The sequence below is a fragment of the Myxococcus sp. AM011 genome (assembly GCF_013372595.1).
GTDB lineage: Bacteria > Myxococcota > Myxococcia > Myxococcales > Myxococcaceae > Myxococcus > Myxococcus eversor.
Genome location: NZ_JABXEM010000049.1, coordinates 12,295 through 35,828 on the forward strand (window position 1 = coordinate 12,295; position 23,534 = coordinate 35,828).

19 protein-coding genes are annotated in these 23,534 nt (G+C 69.4%); 11 read left to right on the forward strand and 8 right to left on the reverse strand.

Features of this window, described 5'->3' with window-relative positions; all coding sequences use genetic code 11:
• The first annotated feature begins 4 nt into the window (after nt 1-4).
• The 5 genes from HUW62_RS12990 to HUW62_RS13010 are packed head-to-tail and all read left to right on the forward strand — an operon-like array spanning nt 5 to nt 7,327.
• Nucleotides 5-3,826 carry a helicase HerA-like domain-containing protein gene (locus tag HUW62_RS12990; RefSeq protein ID WP_176434624.1) on the forward strand — a complete coding sequence of 1,274 codons (3,822 nt, stop codon included), beginning with the start codon at nt 5-7 and terminating at the stop codon, nt 3,824-3,826.
• Between the two features lie 45 nt (nt 3,827-3,871).
• A complete protein-coding gene (locus tag HUW62_RS12995) occupies nt 3,872-5,317 on the forward strand; it encodes an anthranilate synthase component I family protein (protein WP_163868084.1) in 1,446 nt (481 codons plus the stop codon).
• Nucleotides 5,314-5,883 (forward strand): aminodeoxychorismate/anthranilate synthase component II, encoded by a 570-nt coding sequence (locus tag HUW62_RS13000; RefSeq protein ID WP_176434625.1) that lies wholly within the window; start codon nt 5,314-5,316, stop codon nt 5,881-5,883. Before HUW62_RS12995 ends, HUW62_RS13000 begins: the two co-directional genes overlap by 4 nt.
• 21 nt (nt 5,884-5,904) lie before the next feature.
• Nucleotides 5,905-6,729 (forward strand): aminotransferase class IV, encoded by an 825-nt coding sequence (locus HUW62_RS13005; protein WP_176434626.1) that lies wholly within the window; start codon nt 5,905-5,907, stop codon nt 6,727-6,729.
• 16 nt (nt 6,730-6,745) lie between these two features.
• Nucleotides 6,746-7,327, forward strand: a complete 582-nt coding sequence (locus HUW62_RS13010) for an alpha/beta hydrolase (RefSeq protein WP_163868087.1) — start codon at nt 6,746-6,748, stop codon at nt 7,325-7,327.
• A 4-nt stretch (nt 7,328-7,331) separates the two neighbouring features.
• On the opposite strand, the gene HUW62_RS13015 is transcribed toward HUW62_RS13010, so the two are convergent.
• Nucleotides 7,332-8,135 (reverse strand): pseudouridine synthase, encoded by an 804-nt coding sequence (locus HUW62_RS13015; RefSeq protein ID WP_176434627.1) that lies wholly within the window; start codon nt 8,133-8,135, stop codon nt 7,332-7,334.
• 126 nt (nt 8,136-8,261) lie between these two features.
• On the opposite strand from HUW62_RS13015, the gene HUW62_RS13020 reads away from it, so the two are divergent.
• Nucleotides 8,262-9,536: a threonine/serine exporter ThrE family protein gene (locus tag HUW62_RS13020; protein ID WP_163868089.1), complete on the forward strand. Its 1,275-nt coding sequence runs from the start codon at nt 8,262-8,264 to the stop codon at nt 9,534-9,536.
• Nucleotides 9,537-9,548: 12 nt separating this feature from the next.
• Here the strand turns inward: HUW62_RS13020 and HUW62_RS13025 are convergent, their stop codons facing one another.
• A complete protein-coding gene (locus HUW62_RS13025) occupies nt 9,549-9,965 on the reverse strand; it encodes a DoxX family protein (protein ID WP_163868090.1) in 417 nt (138 codons plus the stop codon).
• Between the two features lie 120 nt (nt 9,966-10,085).
• Here HUW62_RS13025 and HUW62_RS13030 point away from each other — a divergent pair, with 120 nt between their 5' ends.
• Complete coding sequence (locus HUW62_RS13030) at nt 10,086-11,264, forward strand: AI-2E family transporter (RefSeq protein WP_163868091.1); 1,179 nt, start codon at nt 10,086-10,088, stop codon at nt 11,262-11,264.
• An 80-nt stretch (nt 11,265-11,344) separates the two neighbouring features.
• Here HUW62_RS13030 and HUW62_RS13035 read toward each other — a convergent pair whose 3' ends face one another.
• From HUW62_RS13035 to HUW62_RS13045, 3 genes are all read right to left on the reverse strand, one after another.
• A complete protein-coding gene (locus HUW62_RS13035; protein WP_176434628.1) occupies nt 11,345-13,564 on the reverse strand; it encodes an Ig-like domain-containing protein in 2,220 nt (739 codons plus the stop codon).
• A gap of 186 nt (nt 13,565-13,750) precedes the next feature.
• Nucleotides 13,751-15,400, reverse strand: coding sequence for a lamin tail domain-containing protein (locus HUW62_RS13040; protein ID WP_176434638.1), 1,650 nt, complete (start codon nt 15,398-15,400; stop codon nt 13,751-13,753).
• Nucleotides 15,401-15,592: 192 nt separating this feature from the next.
• The gene (locus tag HUW62_RS13045) at nt 15,593-16,063 is read right to left on the reverse strand and encodes a YqaA family protein (RefSeq protein WP_163868093.1); all 471 of its coding nucleotides are present in this window, start codon (nt 16,061-16,063) and stop codon (nt 15,593-15,595) included.
• Between the two features lie 247 nt (nt 16,064-16,310).
• On the opposite strand from HUW62_RS13045, the gene HUW62_RS13050 reads away from it, so the two are divergent.
• Both HUW62_RS13050 and HUW62_RS13055 read left to right on the forward strand, forming a co-directional pair.
• A complete protein-coding gene (locus HUW62_RS13050) occupies nt 16,311-17,462 on the forward strand; it encodes a hypothetical protein (protein ID WP_163868094.1) in 1,152 nt (383 codons plus the stop codon).
• A gap of 39 nt (nt 17,463-17,501) precedes the next feature.
• Nucleotides 17,502-18,563 carry a serine/threonine-protein kinase gene (locus HUW62_RS13055; protein ID WP_163868095.1) on the forward strand — a complete coding sequence of 354 codons (1,062 nt, stop codon included), beginning with the start codon at nt 17,502-17,504 and terminating at the stop codon, nt 18,561-18,563.
• Here the strand turns inward: HUW62_RS13055 and HUW62_RS13060 are convergent.
• The 3 genes from HUW62_RS13060 to HUW62_RS13070 all read right to left on the reverse strand — a co-directional run bounded on the left by HUW62_RS13060 (nt 18,547) and on the right by HUW62_RS13070 (nt 21,584).
• Nucleotides 18,547-19,221, reverse strand: a complete 675-nt coding sequence (locus HUW62_RS13060) for a hypothetical protein (RefSeq protein WP_163868096.1) — start codon at nt 19,219-19,221, stop codon at nt 18,547-18,549. The two genes, HUW62_RS13055 and HUW62_RS13060, sit on opposite strands and share 17 nt — an antisense overlap.
• 1 nt (nt 19,222) lies before the next feature.
• Nucleotides 19,223-19,930 (reverse strand): DUF2339 domain-containing protein, encoded by a 708-nt coding sequence (locus HUW62_RS13065; RefSeq protein WP_163868097.1) that lies wholly within the window; start codon nt 19,928-19,930, stop codon nt 19,223-19,225.
• Between the two features lie 289 nt (nt 19,931-20,219).
• A complete protein-coding gene (locus tag HUW62_RS13070) occupies nt 20,220-21,584 on the reverse strand; it encodes an MFS transporter (RefSeq protein WP_163868098.1) in 1,365 nt (454 codons plus the stop codon).
• Between the two features lie 70 nt (nt 21,585-21,654).
• Here HUW62_RS13070 and HUW62_RS13075 point away from each other — a divergent pair, with 70 nt between their 5' ends.
• Entirely contained in the window at nt 21,655-22,599 is a 945-nt protein-coding gene (locus tag HUW62_RS13075; RefSeq protein ID WP_176434629.1) for a LysR family transcriptional regulator, read from the forward strand.
• A 53-nt stretch (nt 22,600-22,652) separates the two neighbouring features.
• Nucleotides 22,653-23,441: an endonuclease/exonuclease/phosphatase family protein gene (locus HUW62_RS13080; RefSeq protein WP_163868100.1), complete on the forward strand. Its 789-nt coding sequence runs from the start codon at nt 22,653-22,655 to the stop codon at nt 23,439-23,441.
• Nucleotides 23,442-23,534 lie beyond the last annotated feature (93 nt).

A 23,534-nucleotide genomic window follows, 5' to 3' on the forward strand; every position in this document is an offset into this window, starting at 1 on the left:
GCGCATGTCCAGCGACCCTCGACTCAAGGTCTTCCTCTCCGACAGCGGAGAGGTCTTCAGCGGCGTCCAACAGGGCCAGTACCTCTGGCAGCCCGACCCGTTCGACGTGGAGACGCTCAACGCCCCCGCGCGTCGCGCCTTCAAGCGCCTGCTGGACCGCGCGACGACCACGCCCCCTCCCGACACGGGCAAGCTCCTGCTCCTGCTCGGCGAGTCCGGCAGCGGCAAGACGCACCTGGTGCGAGCCTTCCGCAACCACGCGCACGGACAGAAGCGCGGCTTCACCGGCTACATGCCGATGACCGTGGATGCCGCGCATTACGACAAGTACATCCTCTCCAGCCTCATCGACTCGCTGGACCATCCCTACGACGTGGCCCAGGGCGACGACAGCGGCCTGATGCACCTGTCCAACACCCTGATGAGCCAGTGCACCAGCCTCTTCGCGCCGCTCATCGAGCACGAACAGAAGATTCTCGAGGACGATGAACTGCACGGCACCGTGCGTGCCGTCGCGGATGAACTGCTCGCGGACGCGCGCTTCCGGAACGTGGAGGTGGACCTGCTGCGCGCGCTCATCTACTTCCAGCGCAGGGACCCTCGCATCAACCGCCGCATCTTCAACTGGCTGCGCTGCGAGGAGATTTCGACCGAGGACCGGAAGGTCATCGGCGAGCTCATTCCGCGCACGTCGGATGACGGCCCCGCGCGGATGGTGGAGCACCTGGGCCGACTCATGGGCGCGCTGGGCCATGCGCTGGTGCTCTGCGTGGACCAGGTCGAGGACATCAGCGACTTCGACCAACGCCCGCAGATGGAGAACTCGTTCCGCCGGGCGATGAACACGCTGGCCGCCATCGCGGGCAAGGTGCCTCGGGCCGTGGTCGTCGTCTGCTGCCTCTCCGATTACTGGGAGAAGATGCGGCCCCTGCTGACGCGCGCCATGGTCGACCGCATCGAGAACGACCCGGAGCCCGTGACGCTGGAGCGGACTGTCACCGCGAGCACCGCGCGCGACATCGCGGCACGCCGGCTCCGCTCCCTCTACGAGCAACGCGGCGTGGCCTTCGACCCCCATACACCGACCCATCCCATTCCTCCCGAGGGCTTCGAGGCACTCGGCGGACAGCGCGCTCGTGATGTCTTGAACGAGTGCCGCCGGTACCGCGAGCGCGCCATCGACCTGCAGCAGCTTCCTGAGGCCTTCCCGCTTCCCACTCCCAACAAGGGCGCGAGTGGTCACGACGTGAAGCCTCCTCCTGGCTCCGGGCCCATCGACATGGACCAGGTGTGGACGGACTTCCGGGCCGCATACAAAGAGAAGCTGCCCGAGGACCCTTCCGATGTGACCGCCCTGCTCGCGTGGGCCATCGAGATGGGCAGCGAGGAGCTGAACGGCTCGCCCCGCTTCCTGGTGAAGACTCGCAACGGCGACGACCTGCTCGACGTCGGCGTCCACCCATCGGGCAACAAGCTCATCCTCGCGCTGTGTGAGCGCAGTTCGAGGGGCGGGGGTCTGGGTCGACAGATGGCGGAGGCCCTCAAGGCCGCGGCCGGCAAGACGCCCGTCCTGGTCCGGACCTCCGAGTTCCCATCCACCACGGGAACGGTGGTGGAAGAGCAACTGGGACATCTCTTCCGTCAGGGTGGGCGTCGCGTGGTCCTGGGAGACAGCGACCTGAGAGACCTGTCGGCCCTGCGAGACTTCCGCGCCCAGCACGTGGGACAGGCCGCCCTCGCGGAATGGAGCCGCACCGCGCGGCCCGTCACGCGACTGAAGTCGATGGGCGACATCCTCGGGCTGGAGCGACTCGGGCTTCCGCCTCCGCCCACGGGGCCCGCGCGTTCCAAGACAGACGGCGAGCCCACGAGCCGCGCCCCGAAGAGCGCCGATGTCCCAGCCCCGCCCGCTCCATCGCGCGCCAGGACGGAGAACGGCTTCATTCCCAGGCAGGCCGGGTTCTTCGATGGCTCGGTGACCTCGCCCTTCGGGGAACCGCTTCGCGACGCAGCGAGCGAAGCCCCCTCGCAGCCCGCGCGTTCGGGAGTCCCTCGTGCGCCCACGGAGGCACGCGCCCCGGACAAGGCCTCATCGAGCCCATCCAGTGCGCACACCACACCGCGCACCCCGGACAAGGTCTCATCGAATCCAGCGAGTAGCTCCTCCGCACCGCGCACCCTGAGCCAGCCGCCCGTCTCCTCGGATGACGCCGAGAGCGCCACACAAAACATGAAGGCGGTGGGTGAGCTGTTGACCGGGCACGAGAGCCGGCCCGCCGGGCAGCCTTCCAGCCCTCCTGTTCCTGGAGGGCTCACGCGGAAACCTCGCCCCACTCCCGCATCAGGCACTGCAGCGGCTCGGGTCACTCCTCCGTCGGGCACTCAGGTAGCTCGGGTCACTCCCCCATCCGGCTCCTCGGTGCCTCGCGTCACTCCTTCATCCGGCACCTCGGTGCCTCGCGTCACTCCCTCATCTGGCACGCTGGTTTCTCCCAGCGCTTCCGCATCTGCCCCCCGGGCTCCTCGCGAGGTGCTCACGGGCCCGCTGGGGATAGGCGCCTCGGAGGGACTCCTCACGCAGCCCATCTCCATCGACCCTTCCGAGCTGACGCGGCACAGTGCCTTCCTGGGTGGCTCAGGCAGCGGCAAGACGACGCTCGCGCTCAACATCCTGGAGCAGCTCCTGCTGCGCGGCATCCCCGTCATCCTCATCGACAGAAAGGGCGACCTCGCCACCTACGCCCGCCCCGAGTCCTGGGACGAGCCACTGGAAGACGCCGTGCTCAAGGAGCGGCGCCGGCTGCTGCGCGAACGCGTGGACGTGGCGCTCTATACGCCGGGGCGCTCGGACGGCAGACCCCTGGCCATTCCCATCGTTCCTCATGGCATGGAGACCTTACCCTCCGAAGAGCGGGAGCAGGGCGTCCAGCAAGCGGCGGATGCCATCGCCGGGATGCTCGACTACAAGACGAGCCCCAATGACAAGGCCGCGAAGGCCCTGCTCGCCCAGGCGCTCCGCCTGCTGTTGAGCCAGTCCTTCGGCAAGGAAGTCACCCTGGAGCTCATCCAGCAGTTCGTCACCTCGCAGGACCCCGCGCTCCTGGAGGCCACGGATGGGATTCCCCAGAAGACCTTCGCGAAGCTCGCGCAGGACCTCAGCGTGCTGCGCATCAACCTGCGCTCACTGCTGACCTCGGGCGGCGAGCGGCTCGACCTGGACGAACTGCTCGGACGCGGCGTGCACGGCATCCCCGGGCGCACGCGACTGAGCATCATCAGCACGAAGTTCCTCGGCGACAATCCGCGCGTCCTCTTCTGGGTGTCCCAGCTCCTGCTGGAGACCCACCGCTGGGCCAGTCAGCACCCCTCGCCCCAGCTTCAGGCCGTGCTCCTCTTCGACGAGGCGGACCTGTACCTGCCCGCGACGAGCAAGCCCGCGACCAAGGAGCCCATGGAGAGCCTGCTCAAGCGCGCGCGCTCGGCGGGTGTCGGCATCATGCTCGCCACGCAGAGCCCTGGAGACCTGGACTACAAGTGCCGGGAGAACGTGCGCACCTGGTGCGTGGGTCGAGTGAAGGAAGACATCGCCATCCGGAAGGTCAGGCCCATGTTCGCCGAGGCCCGCGTGGACGCGGACGCGAAGCTCCCCGGGCAGAAGCCAGGACAGTTCCATGTGCTGCGCGAAGGCAAGGTGCAGCAACTCAAGGCCGACCGCTCCGTCATGCGCACCGACCAACTCTCCGAGGACGAGATTCTCCGGTTCGCTCGCCAGACACGCGAGCAGCAGACCACTCCAGGGCCGGCCAGGCCCACGGGGACGGACTGAAGTCCCGCGAAGGACCCTCGACTTCCTGCTAGGAAGCGCCCCGGAATGAGTACCCGGCCGCTTCCACCTCCGCTGGACCGAGCGCGCTTCGATGCGCTCGTGGCCCAGGGCTTCAATCAAGTCCCCGTCGTCCGACGGTTGGAGCCGGGCGCCCTGCGTCCCGTGGACCTGCTGCGCGCCCTCCCCCTCGGACATCGGTTCCTCCTGGAGAGCACCCGTGTCAGCGAGGAGGGGCGCTACTCCTTCCTGGGCTCGCAGCCGTTCCTCCGATTCTCCGCCAAGGGCGACCAGGCCTTCATCGACGACGAGCCCCAAGCAGGCCCACCGCTGGACACACTCCGCGCACTGTTCAAGCGGTGGCGAGGCGTGCGGCTGCCGGGCCTGCCCCTCTTCCTCGGCGGCGCGGTGGGCTTCTTCGCCTACGAGGCCAATCACTACTTCGAGAAGCTCCCCCTCCATCCGAACGATGACCTGAAGGTGCCGGACATCGCCCTGTCCTTCGTGGACACCTTCCTCGCGGTGGACCACCTCGAAGGACACCTGCTCGCCATCGCCACGGGCTCGGACTGGGAGGACTGCGCACGGCGACTGGACGCACTCGAAGCCCACGTGCATCGAGCCGTCCCTACGGCGCCCCCGTCACCACCGAGCACCTCCACCGTGGAGCCTCGCTCCAACTTCACGCAGCAGGGCTACCTGGACGCGGTGGAGCGCGTGCGCGAATACATCCGCGCTGGAGACACGTATCAGGTCAACCTCTCACAGCGCCTGGAGGTCGACTTCCCCGGCGAGCCGCTCGCGCTCTACGAGACGCTCTCCGCCGCGAACCCCGTCCACTTCGCCAGCTACCTCGAAGGCGACGGCTTCCACGTCGTGAGCGCTTCACCGGAGCGGCTGGTCCGCGTGGAGCAGGGCCGCGCCATCACCCGTCCTATCGCCGGCACCCGTCGCAGAGGCACGCCCGAGGAGGACGCCCGCTTCGTCCACGAACTGCGCACCAGCGAGAAGGAGCTCGCCGAACACGCGATGCTCGTGGACCTGGAGCGCAATGACTTGGGACGCGTCTGCGCGTACGGCTCCGTCGAAGTCACGAAGCTGATGGAAATCGTCGAGTACGCCCACGTCCTCCACATCGAGTCAGAGGTGACAGGGCAGCTCGCTCCGGGCATCGAGCCGCTCGACGTGGTGGGCGCGCTGTTTCCCGGTGGGACGATTACCGGCGTGCCGAAGATTCGCACCATGCAGCTCATCACCGAGCTGGAGCCTCACGCGCGAGGCCTCTACACCGGTTCGCTCGGCTACGTGTCCTTCACCGGCGACCTGGACCTGAACATCGTCATCCGCACGCTGCTCGTGAAGGACGGTCGAGCCTACGCACAGGTGGGTGGCGGCATCGTCCACGACTCGCAGCCGCGCCAGGAATACAAGGAGACGCTCAACAAGGCGCGCTCACAGCTCCTCGCCCTCTCCGCGAGTGGAGGCGCGCGATGATTCTCCTCATCGACAACTTCGACTCGTTCACCTTCAACCTCGTCCAGGCGCTCGGGGCCCAGGGTGCGCGCTTGAAGGTGGTGCGCAACGACGCCCTCACCGTGGCCGACGTCGAGGCACTCCAGCCCGAGCGCATCGTCATCTCCCCCGGCCCGGGTACGCCCGAGGACGCGGGCATCTCCCTGGACGTCATCCGCGCCTTCGGTGGACGCGTGCCCCTGCTCGGCGTGTGTCTGGGACACCAGTGTCTCGGGCAGGTGTTCGGCGCGAAGGTGGTGCGCGCCCCCGTGCCCGTCCACGGCAAGACGGCGGAAGTCGAGCACGCGGAGCAGGGCGTCTTTCACGGACTGCCCCGGCCCTTCACCGCGGCGCGCTACCACTCGCTCGTGGTGGAGCGTGAGGGCCTGCCGGACTGCCTGGAGGTGACGGCCTGGCACGAAGGGCTCATCATGGGCATGCGTCACCGGGAGCTGCCCGGACTGGAAGGCGTGCAGTTCCATCCCGAGTCCTTCCTCACCACGCACGGTCCCCGGTTGCTCGCCAACTTCCTGGCGGCTCGGCGCTGAAGCACGACGGAGCCCTCACGCATGTTCTCCACGGTGGCGGTGAATGGTGAGGTGCGGCGCTGGGAAGACCTCCCCCTGCACGACTTCGCCCAGGGCTTCTTCTTCGGCGCCGGCTTCTTCACCACCTTCCGCGTCGACACCGGAGTTCCCCTCTTCCTCGTGCGGCACCTGCGACGACTCACCGAAAGCCTCGCCGCATTCCCGGAGGCCGTCCGCGCGCCGCCGTCCGCGCTGCTCCACGTCGACGCCGTACGAGCGTCCCTTCGTCGCTGCCTTGAATCCGACTCCGCGCTCGGCTCGCGCTTCACGGGCATCGGCAAGCTCACCGCGAGCGATGGTCGGCTCCTGCTCACCTTCAGGCCTCCCGCGCCGGACGCCGAGCGACTCCAACGCGAAGGACGTGCCGTGGACACCGTGGAGGCCAATGCCTACCGACACGGGGAGCCGCTGCCGAATCACAAGGGCCTGTCGTACTTCCGCCAGTTCTCGCTCATGCAGCGCCTCCCGCTGCTGGCCAATGACGCGGGGCACGCGTGTGAGCTGCCCACGGCGAACCTCTTCATGCTCCTGGACGGCGCGCTCGTCACGCCGCCACTGGATGCGCCGTGCCTTCCGGGCATCATCCGCGCGGTGCTCCTGGACGCGGGCCGCATCGACGACATGCCCGTGCGCGAAGACGTCATTCCACTGACGCGGCTGTCGGACGCGCGGGCCTGCGTCTTCACCAACTCCGCGGTGCTGGCGACGGGCGTGACGAAGCTGCTCGGCCGGGCCCTGCCTGACAGCCTGTCACTGGCGGCGCGAATCCGGGAACACGTCCTGGCCATGGCGTCGCGCGAGGGTTGAGGCAGACTGGACGGCCATGAGCCGTTCCCTCGTCGTCGTTCACCGTTGGGCAGGACGTCCGGACACCGACTTCTATCCCTGGCTCGAGGAGCAGCTGCGTCAGCCTCCGGCGCCCTTCGACTCCATCCTCACGCTCGACATGCCCGAGCCGGGGACACCCACCATCGAAGGCTGGGGCTCCGCGCTCACACAGGCCCTGGGGCCGGTGCCTCCACCGTCCACGGTGCTCCTGGGCCACAGCGTGGGCTGTCAGACCATCCTCCGCTACCTCGCCGCGATGCCCGAGGGACACCGCGTGGAGGGCGCCGTGCTCGTCGCGGGCTGGTTCGAGGTGGACAAGACCTGGGGCTCGCTGCAGCCATGGCTCGACACGCCCATCGACTTCGCACGCGTCCGCGCCGCGCTGGGCCACTGCGTGGTGGTGCTCTCGGATGGAGACCCGTTCACCTCCGACTGGCGCCGCAATCGCCAGCTCTGGGAGGAGCGGCTCGGCGCTGAAGTCATCGTCGTCCCGGGCGGACGACACTTCAACAACCCGCGCGAGCCCGCCGTGCTGGAGGCGTTGCTGTCGCGCTTCGGCACCCGCCCGACCCCGTAGACAATCAGGGCTCCGCGGGACGAAAGCCCAGTCCCTCGGAGACCTCTTCGTCCCGCAGCGCGCGCCACGTGCTCTCGGCCACATCCAGTACCACGGTGCCCACGGCCTCGCGGTGCAGCGTGAGCACCGGATGTCCCACGGCGGCCAGCATCCGCTTCACCTGGTGGTGCCGCCCTTCCGTCAGCGTCAGCTCCACCACGTCGGGCTCGCGCAGCCGAGCCTCCGCCGGACGCGTGAGTCCATCCTCCAGCTCCACGCCCTCTCGCAGCTTCTGTAGCGCCACAGGGCCCGGCCGCCCCGATACGCGCGCCACATAACGCTTGGACAGGTGCGTCTCCGGGGCCGTGCCGTGTCGCACGAATCGCTCGTCGTTCGTGAAGAACAACAACCCCGTGGTGTCCCGGTCCAACCGCCCCACCGCGAACCACTCGAAGCCGAGCAGCGACTCGGGCAGCACCGCGCGCAGGCGCTCGAACACCGTGCCCACGCCCTCCGGGTCCGAGCCGTGCACCACCGGCCCCGCCGGCTTGTGGAACATCAACACCCGTGTCGACGCCGCGAGTGAGCACTCCCGCCCGTCCACGCGTACCACGCCCCCGGGGCGCACTGGCGCGAAGGGCTCCAGTTCCACGCGGCCCTCCACCTCCACCCGCCCCGCGCGAATGGCCGCCTCCGCATCCACTCGAGGCAGCACCCCGGCCCGCCCCAGGGCGCGCGCCAGCCAGTCCGAGCGTCCGTCCTCGGCGGCCTCCGCGTCCCTGCGCCGCGCCGCCTCCAGCCAGCGAGGCGTCTTGCTCTTTCGCGCCATCCTCTCGTCAGCTCCCTTCCTCACCCCGACATCCCACGTCCACCTTGGAGAACCAACGAGCACGTGTCTTCCGAGGGAGAAGCGGCGGACAGGCGGACGTCACGGCGCCGCCATTTGACTCCACCCGTGCGCCTCTGCCATTGCGCCGCCGTGGCCGTCCCTCCTGAAATCGCCGCTTCGCTCCAACACTTCCCGCCGCCCTCGGGGCCGTCCGTCGCCTTCACGCTGCGACTGGCCGAAGCGCTGCACCGCTACGGCACCCCCGCGCACCGGCTGGAAGGGCTGATGCAGCGCGTGTCGGAGCGCCTGGGCCTGGAGGGCCGCTTCTTCTCCACGCCGACGTCCCTCTTCGCGTCCTTCGGTCCGCCAGAAGCGCTGCGCACCAGCCTCATCCGCGTGGAGCCCGGTGACATGGACCTGGAGCGGCTCACGCTGCTGGACGTGCTCGCCGACGACGTCATCCAGGCGCGCCTCACGCCCGCCGAGGGTGCCCTGCGCGTGGAGGCCATCCTCGCGCGTCCACAGCGCTTCGGCCCCGTGCTCCAGGTCCTCTGCTGGGCCTTGGCCGGAGGAGCCGGCGCTCGGCTCTTCGGCGGAGGGCTGAAGGAGATGGCGGTGGCGACGGTGAGCAGTCTGCTCATCGGCCTGCTGAGCGTGGCGACGCAGCGACAGCCGTCCACCGCGCGCGTGCTGGAGCCGGTGGGCGCCGTGCTCTCCTCGGCGCTCGCCGTCCTCGCCGCGAGCCTCATCGGCCCGATGTCCGTCCAGGTCGCCACGCTGGCGGGGCTCATCGTCCTCTTGCCCGGCCTGACGCTGACGGTGGCCCTCAACGAGCTGGCCACGCGCCACCTCATCTCCGGCACCTCGCGACTCACGGGCGCGGCGGTGGTGTTCCTCCAGCTCGGCTTCGGCGTCGCGCTGGGCAGCCGACTCGCGGAGCTGCTGCCGCCGCCCGTCGCGCCGACCGTCGCCGCCGCGCTGCCCGCGTGGACGCAGGCGGCGGCCCTGGCCGTGGCGGGCGTGGCCATTGGCGTGCTGTTCCGCGCGCGCCCTCGCGACTGGGGTTGGATTGCCGCCGCGGGCACCTTCGCCTTCACCGGCGCGCGACTCGGCTCGGAGCTGCTGGGGCCTCAGCTCGGCGCGTTCGTGGGCGCGCTGCTGCTCGGCATCGGCGGCAACGCGCTGGCGCGGCTGCGCAACAAGCCCTCCGTCACAATTGTGGTGCCGGGACTGATGCTGCTCGTGCCCGGCAGCGTGGGCTTCCGCAGCCTGTCCTCGCTGCTGGAGCGGGACGTGGTGGCGGGAGTCGACACGGCCTTCAACATGCTGATGGTCGCCGTGGCGCTGGTGGCCGGCCTCTTGTCCGCCAACGCCCTTGTCCCGCCGCGCAAGGTGCTCTGAAACGCGCGCGCCTCAGCCCAGGCGCGTGAAGTAGATGGCCGCGAGCGACAGCAGGAAGTACGGCACCAGCCCGCCCGCGCCCGCGTAGTCCTTGGCCATGCGCTGCCCGAAGAACAGGGACACCAGCGACACGGCGGACACGAGCGCGCCCCAGAAGGCCAGCATCGCGCTGCCCGTGGCGATGAGCGCCACCAGTCCGGCGGCACTGAGGGCGCCCGCGGCCAGCTCCATCAAGGTGATGACGCCGAGCATCAACGGGACGACACCCCGCAGGGGACTCTTGGCGAAGTGGCCGGTGAGCCAGCCCAGGTTGCCCTTCCAGTCGATGACCTTGTCGAGCCCGGACTGGAGGAACAGGATGGCGAGGAAGGCGGAGCACAGCGCCTGAAGCAGCCACGTGGTGAACTGAGTCGATTCGAAAGCCGGCATGGCGCGGCACTCTAGCCGCCTGGGGCCCGGGCCCAAGTCTTCTCCTCTGGAGACCTGCCAGGCAGCCGTGGGGGTCGCTCCCCCCTTCCCTCCCGGGGAATGAGCCCTAACTTCACGGGTATGGCATCCGAGCAGACCGCCCGGCGCGTCTTCACCGGCCTCATCCTGCTGTCCATCGTGCTGCTGGCGCTGGTCATCCAGCCCTTCGCCAAGGGCATCTTCCTGGCCGCGGTCCTGGCGGGGGCATTCTACGGCGTGCACTCCCGGCTGACGCGCAAGCTGCGGGGACGCAAGAACATCTCCGCCGGCCTCATCTGCACCATGGTCGTCCTCGCGTTGCTGCTCCCCCTGGGAGGGCTCACGGCCTTCGTGGTCGCCGAGGTGTCCTCCGGTGCGCAGTTCGTCACCAAGACGGTGCAGCAGGAGGGCGTCGAAGGCCTGGTGCAGAAGCTGCCGGGGCCGGTGCGCAGGGGCGTGCAGAGCCTGATGGAGCGGCTGCCCATGGAGGAGGCGCACCTGGACGAGAAGCTCCAGGAGCAGGTGAGCAACCAGGGCGGCACGGCGGCGCGCGCGGTGACGGGCGCGGTGGCGGCCACGGGCTCCATCGCCTTCCAGACGGTGATGATGCTCATCGCCCTCTTCTTCTTCCTCACGGACGGGCGGGAGCTGGTGCAGTGGATTGAGAGCGTGTCTCCGCTGCGACGCGGCGAGACGCTGGAAATCATGCGCGAGTTCCGCGGCGTGTCCGGCGCGGTGCTGCTGTCGTCGCTGGCCACCGCGGGCGTGCAGGCCTTCGCGGCGCTCATCGGCTTCTTGATTGTCCAGGTACCCGCGCCGTTGTTCTTCGCGGGCGTCGCCTTCTTCATGGCGCTCATCCCCGCGGTGGGCGCCGCGATTGTGGTGCTGGCGGCCTCGGCGCTCATGTTCTTCAGCGGACACCCCTGGGCCGCGCTCTTCCTGGCCATCTGGGGCACGGTGGTGGTGGGGCTGGTGGACAACATCGTCAAGCCGCTCTTGGCCAAGCGCGGCATGCACCAGCACGGCGCCATCGTCTTCTTCTCGCTGCTCGGCGGCCTCGCGGCGTTCGGCACGGTGGGCCTGCTGCTCGGCCCGCTCATCGTCGCCTTCTTCCTGGCCCTCGTCCGCATCCACGAGCGCGACTACGGCCGGAGCCACCCCGGCCCCGACAGCCCGAGCACGCCCGGCCCCCAGGATGAGCGAGGGCCGGACGGCTCATTGGCCGCCGGGACTTCGAGCTCGGAAGGCGCTCTCACGTCCTCGACGAGGGAGAGTCACTGAGCCTGCGGCAGCCTCGCTCACGCAGGGAGCGGGACTCGGCGGGAGACCGGGGCGTCAAGGTCGCCTGACACCCCGGAGACTCAGGGCACGGTGACGTTCACCGCCGTGCTGGTTCCCAGGTTGCCCGCCGCGTCGTAGGCACGCGCGGTGAGGGTGTGTGCACCGGAACCCGCCGCGGAGGCATCCCAGGTCACCGCGTAGGGCGCGACGGCATCCAGTCCGACAAGCGTGGCGCCGTCGTAGAACTCGACGCGGTTGACGCCCACCACGTCGGCGGCGGTCGCGGAGAGGTTCACGCTTCCTTCGACCTGAGCCCCCTGCGCCGGAGTGAGCATCCAGACGCCGGGAGCCGTGGTGTCCGCCTGGCCCACTTCGAAGACGAGGTCGTCGTTGTCATTGAGGGAACCGCCCGCGCACGTCGAGGCCCCCGTGGAGTACGAGCGGTAGACAGCCCTCACCGCCTGCACCGGGCTGGCCCCGAGCGTATACGTCGTCGAGAAGACCTGGACTCCGCTGCCCGACGTGGTGAACGTCGCCATCAGCGTCCAGACCGCCGGGCTCACCCCGTTCGACGTGTAGAGGTAGAGCGTGTAGTTGCTGGAGGCCCACACCGGAACGTCCAGGCGCACCTGCGAGCCGGGCATGAAGACGCCCCCCGCGAGACTCGTCACCCGGAGGGCCTCGATGGACCCCTGCGCTCGGTAGTTGCCCTCCTCTCCATCCATGCACGAAGGGCTGATGCTGAGCGAATTGGGGGAGTTGCGTTCGGGCCCAGCGCTCAACGTCCCGCGCCCTTCGAGCAACACACCCGAATCGCAGAGCGCGCTCGCACCCGTGCACTTCGGCACCTTGAGCACGGAGTCGTAGCGCGCATAGCGCCGCCCCGTGTTCGCGACCACCACATTGATGGGAGCGCTCGGAGGCGAGACATTTCCAGACGTGTCACGCGCGGTTGCCGTGAGCTGGTACGGACCGTTGTCCCACTCGAATGTCCGCCACGTCCCCCACCACGGCTGCGTCGTGGTGTTCCCCAGGTATCCGGTGAGGAACGAGCCGTTCACCAGGAAGGACACGCTCTGCATGCCGACATCGTCCGTCGCATTCGCTTCCAGGTGGGCAGAGCCGGAGAGCACCGAGCCCTCGGCCGGCGCGACCTGGGTGATGACGGGAAGGACTGTATCCAGCGCGTACTGCACGGCGACCGGTGCACTCACCCCCACGTTGCCCGCCGAGTCATAGGCACGCGTCGTCAGGACATGCGTCCCGGGACTGATTCCCGTCGGGTTCCACGTCACGTAGTAGGGAGAGGAGGCATCCGTCGCGATGAGCGCGGAGTCGACATAGAACTCGACCCGCGTCACGCCCACGTCATCCGCCGCCGAGGCGAAGAGGGTGATGCTGGTGGCGACCCGGGCCCCATCCGACAGGCCGGTGATGGCCGTGGAGGGCGGCGTGGTATCCGGAGCCACCGTGAAGGTGACCGGCACGCTCGAGGCGAGGTTGCTTGCGGTGTCGACAGCCTTGGCCGTCACGGTGTGGCTCCCCAGGGACGGATTCGCCCAGGAGAAGGAGTACGGAGACGTGGTGTCGGCCCCGAGCAACGTCGCGCCGTCGTAGAACTCCACCCGGGCCACGCCGACGTTGTCCGTCGCGCTCGCGTTCAGCGTCACGGGGGTCGGGAGCGAGGCCCCCGCGGCGGGCGAGGTCAGGGAGACCGTCGGCGCGGTGGTGTCCGAGCCGCTCACGGCGAACACCAGGTCGTCATGGTCGTCGGTGGTTCCGACTCCGCAGGGCACCGCGGTCCCTCCCAACCGGAAGCGGCCACGAATGGCCTGCATCGAGGCGCCCGACGGCAGGACGTACGAAGCGGTCAGGGTCTGCGAGCCAGCGAAGTACAGGCTGTACGTGCCAATCCGGACCCAGGTGGGGTCACTCGCATTGGCGGCGTAGAAGAGGTCGAGCACGTCATACCGATAGTTCGTCGATGAGGCATAGACCCGCGCTTCGACTCGCACGGTCTTCCCCGGCGCGAACGCGGTGCCATTGGTCGTCGCGACCTTGAGGCCATCCAAGGATTCGCTGACGTGGAACGCGCCCGAGTTGCCATCCGCACAGGAGCCGCTCACGGTATTGGGTGCATACAGCTCGGGGCCGACCGTGCCCCGCCCCTCCAGGAGGTAGCTGGAATCGCAATCACTCCCCAGGACCGCGCAACGCGGCACCCGCAAGGTCGCGTCGTAGGACGCGTACTGGAGGGTCTGGCGTGACTGCTCCAGGTCCAGGTCACTCCCGACTTCCACCGCCTCGTCCCCTCCGCAGGCGGTCATGAGCATGAGGGAAAACGCACAAGCTGATCGCTTCAATGGCATGTATCTCTCCGTCCCCATCTCCATACGGACGGACACTGGCAATCTGGCGATTCCGGTCGTGCGGAGGGCCCCGCGTCCCCTCCCTTCGCAAGAGAGGACGCGGGAACCAGGACCTCGTTAGAACGCCGCGCCGCTCGCGCGTCGGCCCGGAGAGGCCGACAGGCTGGACAGGCTGGAGTGCAGCACGAAGGTCGCGCTCGAGCCCAGGTCCGGGCTGCGGTTCGCGGAGACTCCGTCGGTGCCGGACACGGCCGCCGACAGCGTCGCCGTGGACACCACCGTGCCGGACGCGTTCTTCACCGTCACGGTGTCACCGCTGTTCGACAAGCCCAGCGTGCCCGTGGACGCGGCCACGGCGCCCGGCGTGCCCGACGGGATTCCCGCCGCGCCACCGAACACCACCACCACGCCGCCCGCCGCCACCGAGGCGCCGCTGGGGAACGTGTGCCGCACGCCCGTGGCGTCGGACACCGTCCACCCGGACAGGCTCAGCGAGGCCGTGCCCGTGTTGACCAGCTCCACGAACTCGCCGTTCACGTCGGAGCCGGCCTCGTTCACCATCACCTCGTTGATGATGAGGTTGCCGGTGCCTCCGCCACCTCCGGACGCAATCGAGAAGGTCTCGTTGCTGGTGTCGGTGATGCTGGAGTTGGACGTGTCCGTCACGCGCACCCGCGCGGTGGTGCTCGCGGTGGCCGGCAGCGTCCACGCAAGGCTCCCCGCCGAGGCGGACGTGCTCGACGACAGCGTCGTCCAGGTGCTGCCGTTCAGCGTGTACTCCACCCGCACGCTCGTCACGTTCGACGACGTCCACGTAATCGTCCGCGCGCTGCTCGGGGTCCAGCTCTCACCGCCGTTGGGCGACGTCACCGTCACGCTGGACGACACCGAGTCGCTGGGGATGAGGAAGTCCTTGATGATGCCCATGTGCTGCATGCCAGACGCGCCGCTGTCACCGGAGACCGCGGGGGACAGGTCGCCGATGGGCGAGTACACCCGCGTGTCCACGACGAGGCCGTTGGCGAAAGAGCTGCTCCCGATGACCACCGACGTCTGGTACTGCCGCAGGTCGCTGTCCACCAGCACGTGGTCATAGGGGCTGTTGCGGCCCGCGTTGGTGTTGGTGTTGCCGTTGCGGTCGGCGGGGTACGGGCTGGCCGTGGAGACCACCGACGAGAAGGTGCTGAAGCACGCCTCGGAGCGGCTGCTGGTGTTGAAGTCGCCGCCGATGACCAGGTAGTCCCCCGCGGGGATGTTGGCCTGGATGCGGCTGACCAGGCTCGCCGCCTCCGTGTTGCGCGTGCTGGCGTTCGACGTCAAGAGGTGCACGCTCACCGCCCACAGGTCCTTGGGCCCCGGGATGTCGATGCGCGCCCAGGCGAAGTCGCGGTTGGTGACCTGCGGGTCATCCCACTCGCCCGAGGCGATGATGGGGTAGCGGCTGATGATGCCGTTGGGAATCTGCGCGCCGGCCTCGCGGTAGTACGAGAAGCCCGAGCCGAACGCCGTGTTCACGAAGCTCCGGATGTCCGCGGCGGAGTCCGTCAGGTAGTTGAACTCCTGAATCAGCACGACGTCCGCGTCCGTGCCCTGGAAGATGCGGATGCCGTGGCCCGGGTCATAGTCCTGCCCGTTGCCGCTGGAGAGGTTGGCCGCCATGACGCGCAGCCGCACGCTGGCCAGCGGGTCCTGACGCTCGGCGAGCGGGGCCTCTTCGGTGACGGGCTCCTCGCCACCGCAGGCGGTGAGTCCGAGGAAGAGCGACATGAGCCAGAAGCGCCACGACGACAGCACACGCGTGGATACGGCGAGGTTGTTTCGCACGAAGTCCGGTCCTGCTCCGGTAGAGGAGCTGTTGAGTAGTCGGGCAATCAGTGCCCAAGACCACAGCCTCAACTTACCCGGATGTCGTGCTGACACGGCGCGTGAAACACGATTGAAACATGACGCACCATCGCCCTACAGGGATGCGGCGGTGGAGATGGCGACGAATGCGTAACGCAGGCCCTTGCCCAGGGTGACGAACACGATGAAGGGCAAGGGCTTCACGCCCACCACGCCACCGGCGATGACGAACGCGTCACCGATGATGGGCAGCCACGACATCACCAGCGCGGGCGCGCCCCAGGTGCGCAGCCGCGCCTCCACCTTCTGCAGGCGGGGCCCCTCCTTCTCTCGCCGCCGGGCGTACCAACGTCCCAAGGGTCCGCCTCCGCCGCGCGCCACCCACAGGCCCAGCACGTAGAGCGACAGCGCGCCCAACACGTTGCCCACCGTCGCCACGCCCGTGGCCAGCATCGGCGGGGTGCCGCCATAGATGAGCGCGGCGAGCAGCGCCTCGGAGGGCACGGGCACCACGGAGCCCGCCAGCATCGCGACGAGGAAGAGACCTGGGAGCCCCCAGGTGGAGAGCATGGCTGCGTCGGGCATGGTGGGTGGGTGCGAGCGGCCCCGGCAGTGTGCCACGCGCGTGGCGCCCGCGAGGAGATTCCTCGAAACCGCCTGCTCCCACCCCGCGTGCGAGCCTGTGCACCGCATGAAATGCGTGGCGCTCCTCGCGGGCGCAGGCCTTGCGCGCGTGACGAGGGCCTTCGCCCGTGCTCGGGGCGGAGAGGACGGCGGCGCACCGCTTGCTATGGGCGGGGACCATCACCTCCCCCCGAAGGAACTCCGCGTCATGAGCAGCAGCGACCTTCCCGCGCCGAGCCTGAGCAACGACCTCCGCATCGTCCCCGTGGAGATTGCTCCCGAGACGTTCTGGGTGGGCAAGCGCGAGCCCGGGAACATCTTCTACGCCAACCCCTACCTCCGGCGGTTCCGGGGCACGGACGCGAAGACGCAGCGGGCCGCGGAGTTCAACCTCCTCATCGACCCTGGCTCCAGCAGCGACTTCTCCACCATCCACACCAAGGTGACGTCGCTCATCGGCGGCATGGAGCGGCTGTCGGCCCTCTTCATCAACCACCAGGACCCGGACGTGGGCTCGTCGGCGAGCATCATCTCCGCGCGCTACGCGCCCCGGGCGGGCCTGCTCTGCTCGGAGGACACGTGGCGGCTCATCGTCCACCAGAACCTGCCGCGCAACCGCTTCATCCCCACGGAGAAGTTCGCTCAAGGGCTGAGCGTGCCCACCGGCCACAAGCTGTTGCCGGTGCCCTCGCCCTTCTGTCACTTCCGGGGCGCGGTGATGCTCTATGACCCGCAGACGCGCGTGCTCTTCACGGGCGACTTGTTCGGCGGCCTCACCGACGCCAACGCCAAGGGCCTGTGGGCGGACGAGTCCGACTGGGCGGGCATCCGCGCGTTCCATCAAATCTACATGCCGGTGAACGCCGCCCTGGCGCGCGTCGTCGCCACCATCCGCAAGCTCGCGCCGGCGGTGGAAATCATCGCGCCGCAGCACGGCCGCGTCATCCGAGGCCCGCTGGTGCAGCAGTTCCTGGAGCGAATGGAGAAGCTCCAGGTGGGCCTGGACATCATGGACGAGGCGCAGGACCGCACCCACCTCCAGGCCTGGAACTCGGTGGTGGACCGCGTGCTGGCGCTGGCGCGGGGCTACCTGGGCGACTCGGTGGACGTGAAGCTCGGAGCCAGCGAGGACCTGGCGGACACGTCGACGTTCGAGGGGAATCGACTGGTGGTGCACAAGCTGGGCAAGTGGACCGTCGAGCACGTGGTGGACGTGCTGTGCAAGGGCGAGCCGCCTGAAATCGCCGGGCCCATCATGGTGGAGGCCACCAGCGCCGCCGCCGAATACAACCTGCCCACGCCGCACCTGGACATCGAAGGCGCGGGAGCGCCGTCGCACATCTCGCTGTTGGACCCCTGAGCGGGCGGCTCGGGGCCAACGGACGACGAGGGAGAAGCGGTGGGCTCGACGGAAGAAGACTCCGGAGGCGTGCTGTACCTCGGAGGGCTGTCGCTGGAACCGGCGGTGACGGGGGCGCGGACACCGCCTCCCGCGCCCGTGGCGACTCCGCCTCCCGTGTCGCTGGCGGAGACGCTGCGCGCACTGACGCCCGTGTCGCCGCACGGGACGTTGCTGCAAGGCATTCCCACCCCCTCGCCCGCGCCGGCGGCATTGGTGCGCGGACTGCTGCCGGGACAGCTCGTGGCCGAGCGCTACCGGGTGGAGCGCTGGCTCGGCGCCGGAGGCAGCTCCACGGTGTACGAGGCGGTGGACCTGCATCGAGGCCAGCGCGTGGCGCTCAAGGTGCTGGCGACACCGCACGCGGAGCCGTCCACGGTGGCGCGCTTCCGTCAGGAGGTGGAGCACGCGCGGGCGCTGGAGCACGTGAACATCCTGCGCGTCTTCGACGTGGGCCTGGATGGAGACCGGCACTTCCTCACGGTGGAGCTGCTGGACGGCGTGGACCTGCGCCACCGGATGCTGGAGCGAAGGCCCACGCTCGCGCAGACGCTGCGCTGGCTCACCCACGCGGCCGTCGCGCTGGAGCACGCGCATGGCCGGGGCGTGCTGCACCGGGACGTGAAGCCCGCCAACCTCTTCATCACCCGCGCGGGGGTGCTGAAGCTGATGGACTTCGGGCTCGCCAAGAGCGCCCACGTGGCGGGGACGACGACGCAGGGGACGGTGCTCGGCACGCCGGAGTACATGGCGCCCGAGCAGGTGATGGGCAGCCCTCCGCTGTCGCCCGCCACGGACCTGTACGCGCTGGGCGTGGTGGCCTACGAGCTGTGCACCGGACAGCTCCCCTTCCGACACACGGACCCGGTGCCGCTGATGTTCCTGCACGTGCAGCAGGCGCCGGTGCCGCCCACCACGCTGCGCCCGAACCTGCCTGGCCCCTACGAGCGCGTGGTGCTGAAGCTGTTGGAGAAGCGGCCCGAGGACCGGTACGCCAGCGCGGGCGAACTGCGCTCCGCGCTGGCGAAGCTGTGGCCCTGGGCGCTCAAGGAATCGGCTTGAGCGCGGAGGTATTGAGTCTCAGTCCGAGCTGGGGCCAGCGGGACGTGTGCGGGGAGAGGTCCGGCTGCTGGCACAGCGTGAGGATGCGTCCTCCACCCGGGTGGAAGAAGTAGAGCGAGCGCGCGACCTTGAACTCGCTGGGGAGCGCGGCGTCCCGCTCGGGCCAGACGCGGCGGGTCGCCCACCAGGACTCCACCACGGGCCGCTCGCGCAGGTGGTAGTGGACCTCCACCACCACGGAGCGCACCTCTCCCGAGCCCCACTCCAACATGACTGTCGCGCCTGGGATGCGCCGCTCGTCGAGCAGGTGGAGGGGGCGCGTCCCCGCGTAGGCGATGGCATCCACCTTGGCGCCTCGCAGTGACGAGAGGAAGTCGAGCTCCAGGCGCGTCGTCCCTGGCTGCACCTGGAAGCGGAAGGCCATGCGGCCCGTGCTCACGTGCTGGCCGCCGAAGTACGTGCCCACGTTGGCCTCGCGCACGAGGACGGGCTCTCCCGTGCGGAACTGGTCCACGTCCGAGGGCGCGGCCAGTTGGGGCCCGGCTGCTGGAAGCTCCACGCGCTTCCAGCCCGGCGTCGCATCCTCATGAGACCAGCAGGGCGCGGGGGCCGCCTGCATCAGCCACAGCGTGCCCACCCAGGAGAGCAGGGGACTCATGTCACGCGCTCCGGACGTTGGCCGGAGTCGACCGCGCGGAGAGCCAGGCCGTGCCGAGCATCAACAAGCCCGCGGCGGCGAGCCCCGCCACGCGCAGGGTGCCATCGAGATTCGCGGTGTCGTAGAGCAGCGTCTTGCCCACGGAGATGGCGACGAAGCAGAAGCCCGCGTCGCGGATGACGGGAGTGCCCCGCTTGCGGCCCAGGAACACCATCACCACGCCGATGACGAGCCAGCCCAGCGTGAGCACCAGTCGACGCGCGATGTGGTCCTCCGCGACGCCCAGGGTGAGGAAGTGGAAGTAGAAGGCCCAGGTCGCGGCGATGGTGGCGGCGGTGAAGCCGAACCAGACGAGCACATCGCGGACGCGCTCCAGCGTCGTGTCACTTTTCGGCTGCGAGCGCGGGAGCATGACGACGGAGGTGATGAGCGTCAGCGCGAGCCCCACGAGGAGCAGCGGATGTTTCGTCGCCGCGTACCACAGGCCGCCCGTCGCGGAGGTGGCGAGCACGGCGATGGGGAAGACGAGCAGTCCTCCGCGAGGAACCGACAGGAAGGCCAGGGCCAGCGTCACGCAGGCCGCGAGGATGAGCAGCGCCTCCGCGGGGACGTGGAGGTCTCTCCAGAGGAACACCGCCGCCAGGGCCAGCAGCGCACCGCCCAGACCCCCCAGCACCTTCACGTCCCACTTCGCCATCATCTCCGTCATCGCGAGTCCTCCAACGCCAACCCACGGCGTGCATGGAAGCTCCCGATTGCATCCGTCCTGCCAAGCGCTGACGCACGGCATCACGCGCGTTTACGCGGCGGGGCGAAGTCACGGTGTGCAGCGCACGGCACACCGTGGGGACAACGCTGCACACGACAGTGAACAGCGCCCTGCGCGGGCCGGCGAGGTGTTGTGTCCCGTGGCGTGCGTGAGTTCAGGCTTCGCTGGTCAGCTTGCCGGGCTCGGCCAGCATCAGCGTCACGCTGCCCGCCAGCGTGTCCGCGACGGTTCAGGGCTCGCTGGTCATCTTGCCCGGCGCGGCCATGGCCAGCATCAGCGCCACCGTCCCCGCCAGTGCGCCAGCAATCGCGAACTGGAGCGCGAAGTGGCCTCGAGCGAGCGCCAACGCGGCCACCGTCAGCGAGCCACCCAGCAGTCGCGTCGCATAGAGGCTGCTGGTGACGATGCCCCGGTGATGCCAGGGCGCGCGTGACTGCGGGCCAATGAGCGACGTGCTCGCCGCCGGCCCCAGCCCCATGCCCAGCACCGCGAGCGAGACGAGCGCCGCGGGCGTACCCCAGTCATTCGCCGCGGTGAGCGCCAGCAGCCCCGCCCCCGTCGCGGCCACCGCGAAGCCCACGCCCGCGCTCAGCCTCATGCCTCCGCGCACCAGCAGCTTCACGCCAAACGTCGACCCCACCGACCACCCCAGCAACATCGGCAGCAGCGTCAGGCCCGCGACGATGGGTGTCTGTCCTCCCTGCTCCGTCATCCACAGCGGCACCCACGCCGCCATGCTGTACAGCAGCGCGCCACCCGCGATGCCGCCCGCCACGCCACTGAGCACGGTGCGGTCCTTCACCAGCTCCATCGGAAGCAGCGGCGCCTCGGACCTGCGCTGCTGGAACACCAACCCCGCGCCCAACACCACCGCGCCCAACAGGCACAGCCAGCGCAACTCCGCGTGGCCCGGCTCCAGCGAGAACAACAGCAGCGCCGCCGATGAGCCCGCGAGCACCGGACCCCAGCGGTCCAGCTTCACGTCCGTGCGGCGCGGCGGGTCCCGATAGGAGAGGTACAGCAACAGCGCGGCGAACAGGCCCACGGGCACGTTGACCAGGAACACCCACCGCCACGAGGCGTGCATCACCAGCCAACCACCGATGAGCGGCCCCACCGCATTGCCCGCGCCCCAGGCCCCGGTGAAGAGCCCCTGGACGGCGGCGCGCTCGCGCAACGTGTAGAGGTCCGCGCTGATGGTGAGCGTGGTGGGCTGGAGCGCGCCCGCGCCCAGGCCCTGCAACACGCGGAAGGCAATGAGCCCCTCCACCGAATGGGCGAGCCCGCACAGCGCGGAGCCGACGAGGAACAACCCCATGCCGGCGAAGAAGACGGGCTTGCGGCCCAGTCGGTCCGCCAGCTTGCCGGAGATGAGCACGCCCACGGTGGAGGCGAAGAGGAACGCGGAGAAGACCCACGAGTAGAGGTGCTGTCCGCCCAGCTCACGGGTGATGGTGGGCATGGCGCTGGTCACCACCGTGCCCTCGAAGGCACTGACCACCAGGGCCAGCAACACCGCGCCAGTGGCCAGCCGCCGCGCCGCACCTGGCCGAGCGGAAGACACCGGCTCCACCGTCAAGCCGCTTCCATCCATTGCACACGTCTAACCGGGGGCTCCCCATGCGGAAATCGCAACTTCCGCATAGACTTCATGCGGATTCCGCATGACCCACGAACAACTCCAGGCATTCCTCCGAGTGGCCCAGGAGGGCCGTCTCTCCCAAGCGGCCCGACGCCTGGGACTGTCCCAGTCCGGCCTGTCCCGGCAGCTCCAGTCGCTGGAGGCCGAGCTGGGCACTCGCCTGCTCGTCCGCACGCCAGGGGGCGCGGTGCTGACGGACGCAGGGGAGCGGTTCCTGCCCCACGCCCAGCGCGCGCTGGACGCCCTGGCGGCGGGCACATCCGAGCTGGAGCGGTTGTCGGGCACGCCTCGTGGACCGGTGTCGCTCGGCACGCTGCACACGGTGGGGGCGTACCTGTTGCCGGACATCATCCCCGCGTTCGCTCGGAAATATCCGGAGGTGCGGCCCCGACTCAGCGAGGACATGGCGGCGGCGCTGGAGGAAGGCGTGGCCCGAGGCGCGCTGGACCTGGCCATCCTGTCCTTGCCCGTGCGACGCGCGGACCTGGTGGCGCAGAAGCTGTGGGAGGAGGTGCTGATGCTCGCGGTGCCTCGCGGGCATCGGCTCACGAAGAGCAGTCGACCGGTGTCGCTCGGGGACGTGGTGGAGGAGACGTGGGTGGTCATCCCCAGCATGAGCGGCACGCGCGCCTTGGAAGCGGAGTGCGAGGCGCGCGGAGTGACACCGAAGGTCGCGATGGAGACGGACAACGCGGAGGCGATGCGGCGCATGGTGGAGCGCGGGTTGGGCATCGCGCTGGTGCCGGAGCTGATGGCTCGGGACCATGCCTCGCGTGGGTTCGACGTGGTACCGCTGGTGAAGAGTGGCCTGAAGCGACAGGTGGCGTTGGTGCACCGGGGCGAGGGCTATCTCACGTCCGCGGCGCGCGAGCTGAAGTCCTTCATCGTGGAGAGCGTGCGCGCGATGCCGGAGCCCTGGGGAGGGGGCAAGCGCGGAGGAGCCCCTTCGGGACAACGGGTGCGGTAGCCTGTGCGTGGATGGGGCCGGTGTCGGGTGCCCCCGAGCGAGAGGGAGGCCGCATGTCGCTGAAGGTGATGACATTCAACGTATTGCAGGGAGGCGAGGAGCGGTTCGACGACATCGTCACCTTCCTCGCGAGGGCCTCGCCGGATGTGCTGGTGCTCCAGGAGTGTCTGGGCTGGGACGACGGCGGGCGACTGCGCCGGGTGGCGGAGGCGCTGGACGTGCCGCAGGACGACGCGCACCTGGTGCTGGGCCAGTCTCGCTCGCGTGCGAGTGGACGCTGCTACCACGTCGCGGTGGTGAGCCGCCCTCCCCTGCGTTCGCTGCGCATCCACAATGACCGGCACTTCCTGGGCCACTGCATCGTTGAGTGCGAGCTGGAGGCGAACGGGCCGGTGACATTGTTCGGCACGCACTTCGACGCGCACCACGAGAAACTCCGGTACGTGGAGGCGCGCTATCTGCGTTCGCTCATCGACCCGGCGAAGTTCCGCGAGGGGCAATATCTGTTGGCCGGGGACCTCAACTCGCTGTCGCGCAGGGACCCGTACCCGGTGGACCTGGAGGACAGGCTGCGGCGGGCGGGGACGGACAAGTACGGACATCCGCCGCGCTTCGACGTCATCGACGACGTGGAGGACTTCGGCTGGGTGGACACGCTGCCGACGCGGGCCGCTTCCACGCGGTGGGTGACGGCGCGGCGCAACCGGGGTGGCGTCACCATCGACTACCGCACGGACTACGTCTTCGCGTCGCCGCGCATGGTGGAGCGACTGGTGTCGGCGGAGGTCATCGACGTGGGCGACACGTCGGACCACAACCCGCTGGTGGCCACGTTCCGCTGAAGCGCGCCTGTCCACGCGAGATTCTGATTGCGCCGCAAAGGCGAGCGGCGATGTCATCACGTCAGCATTCCATCGGGACGCGATGGGAAGGAG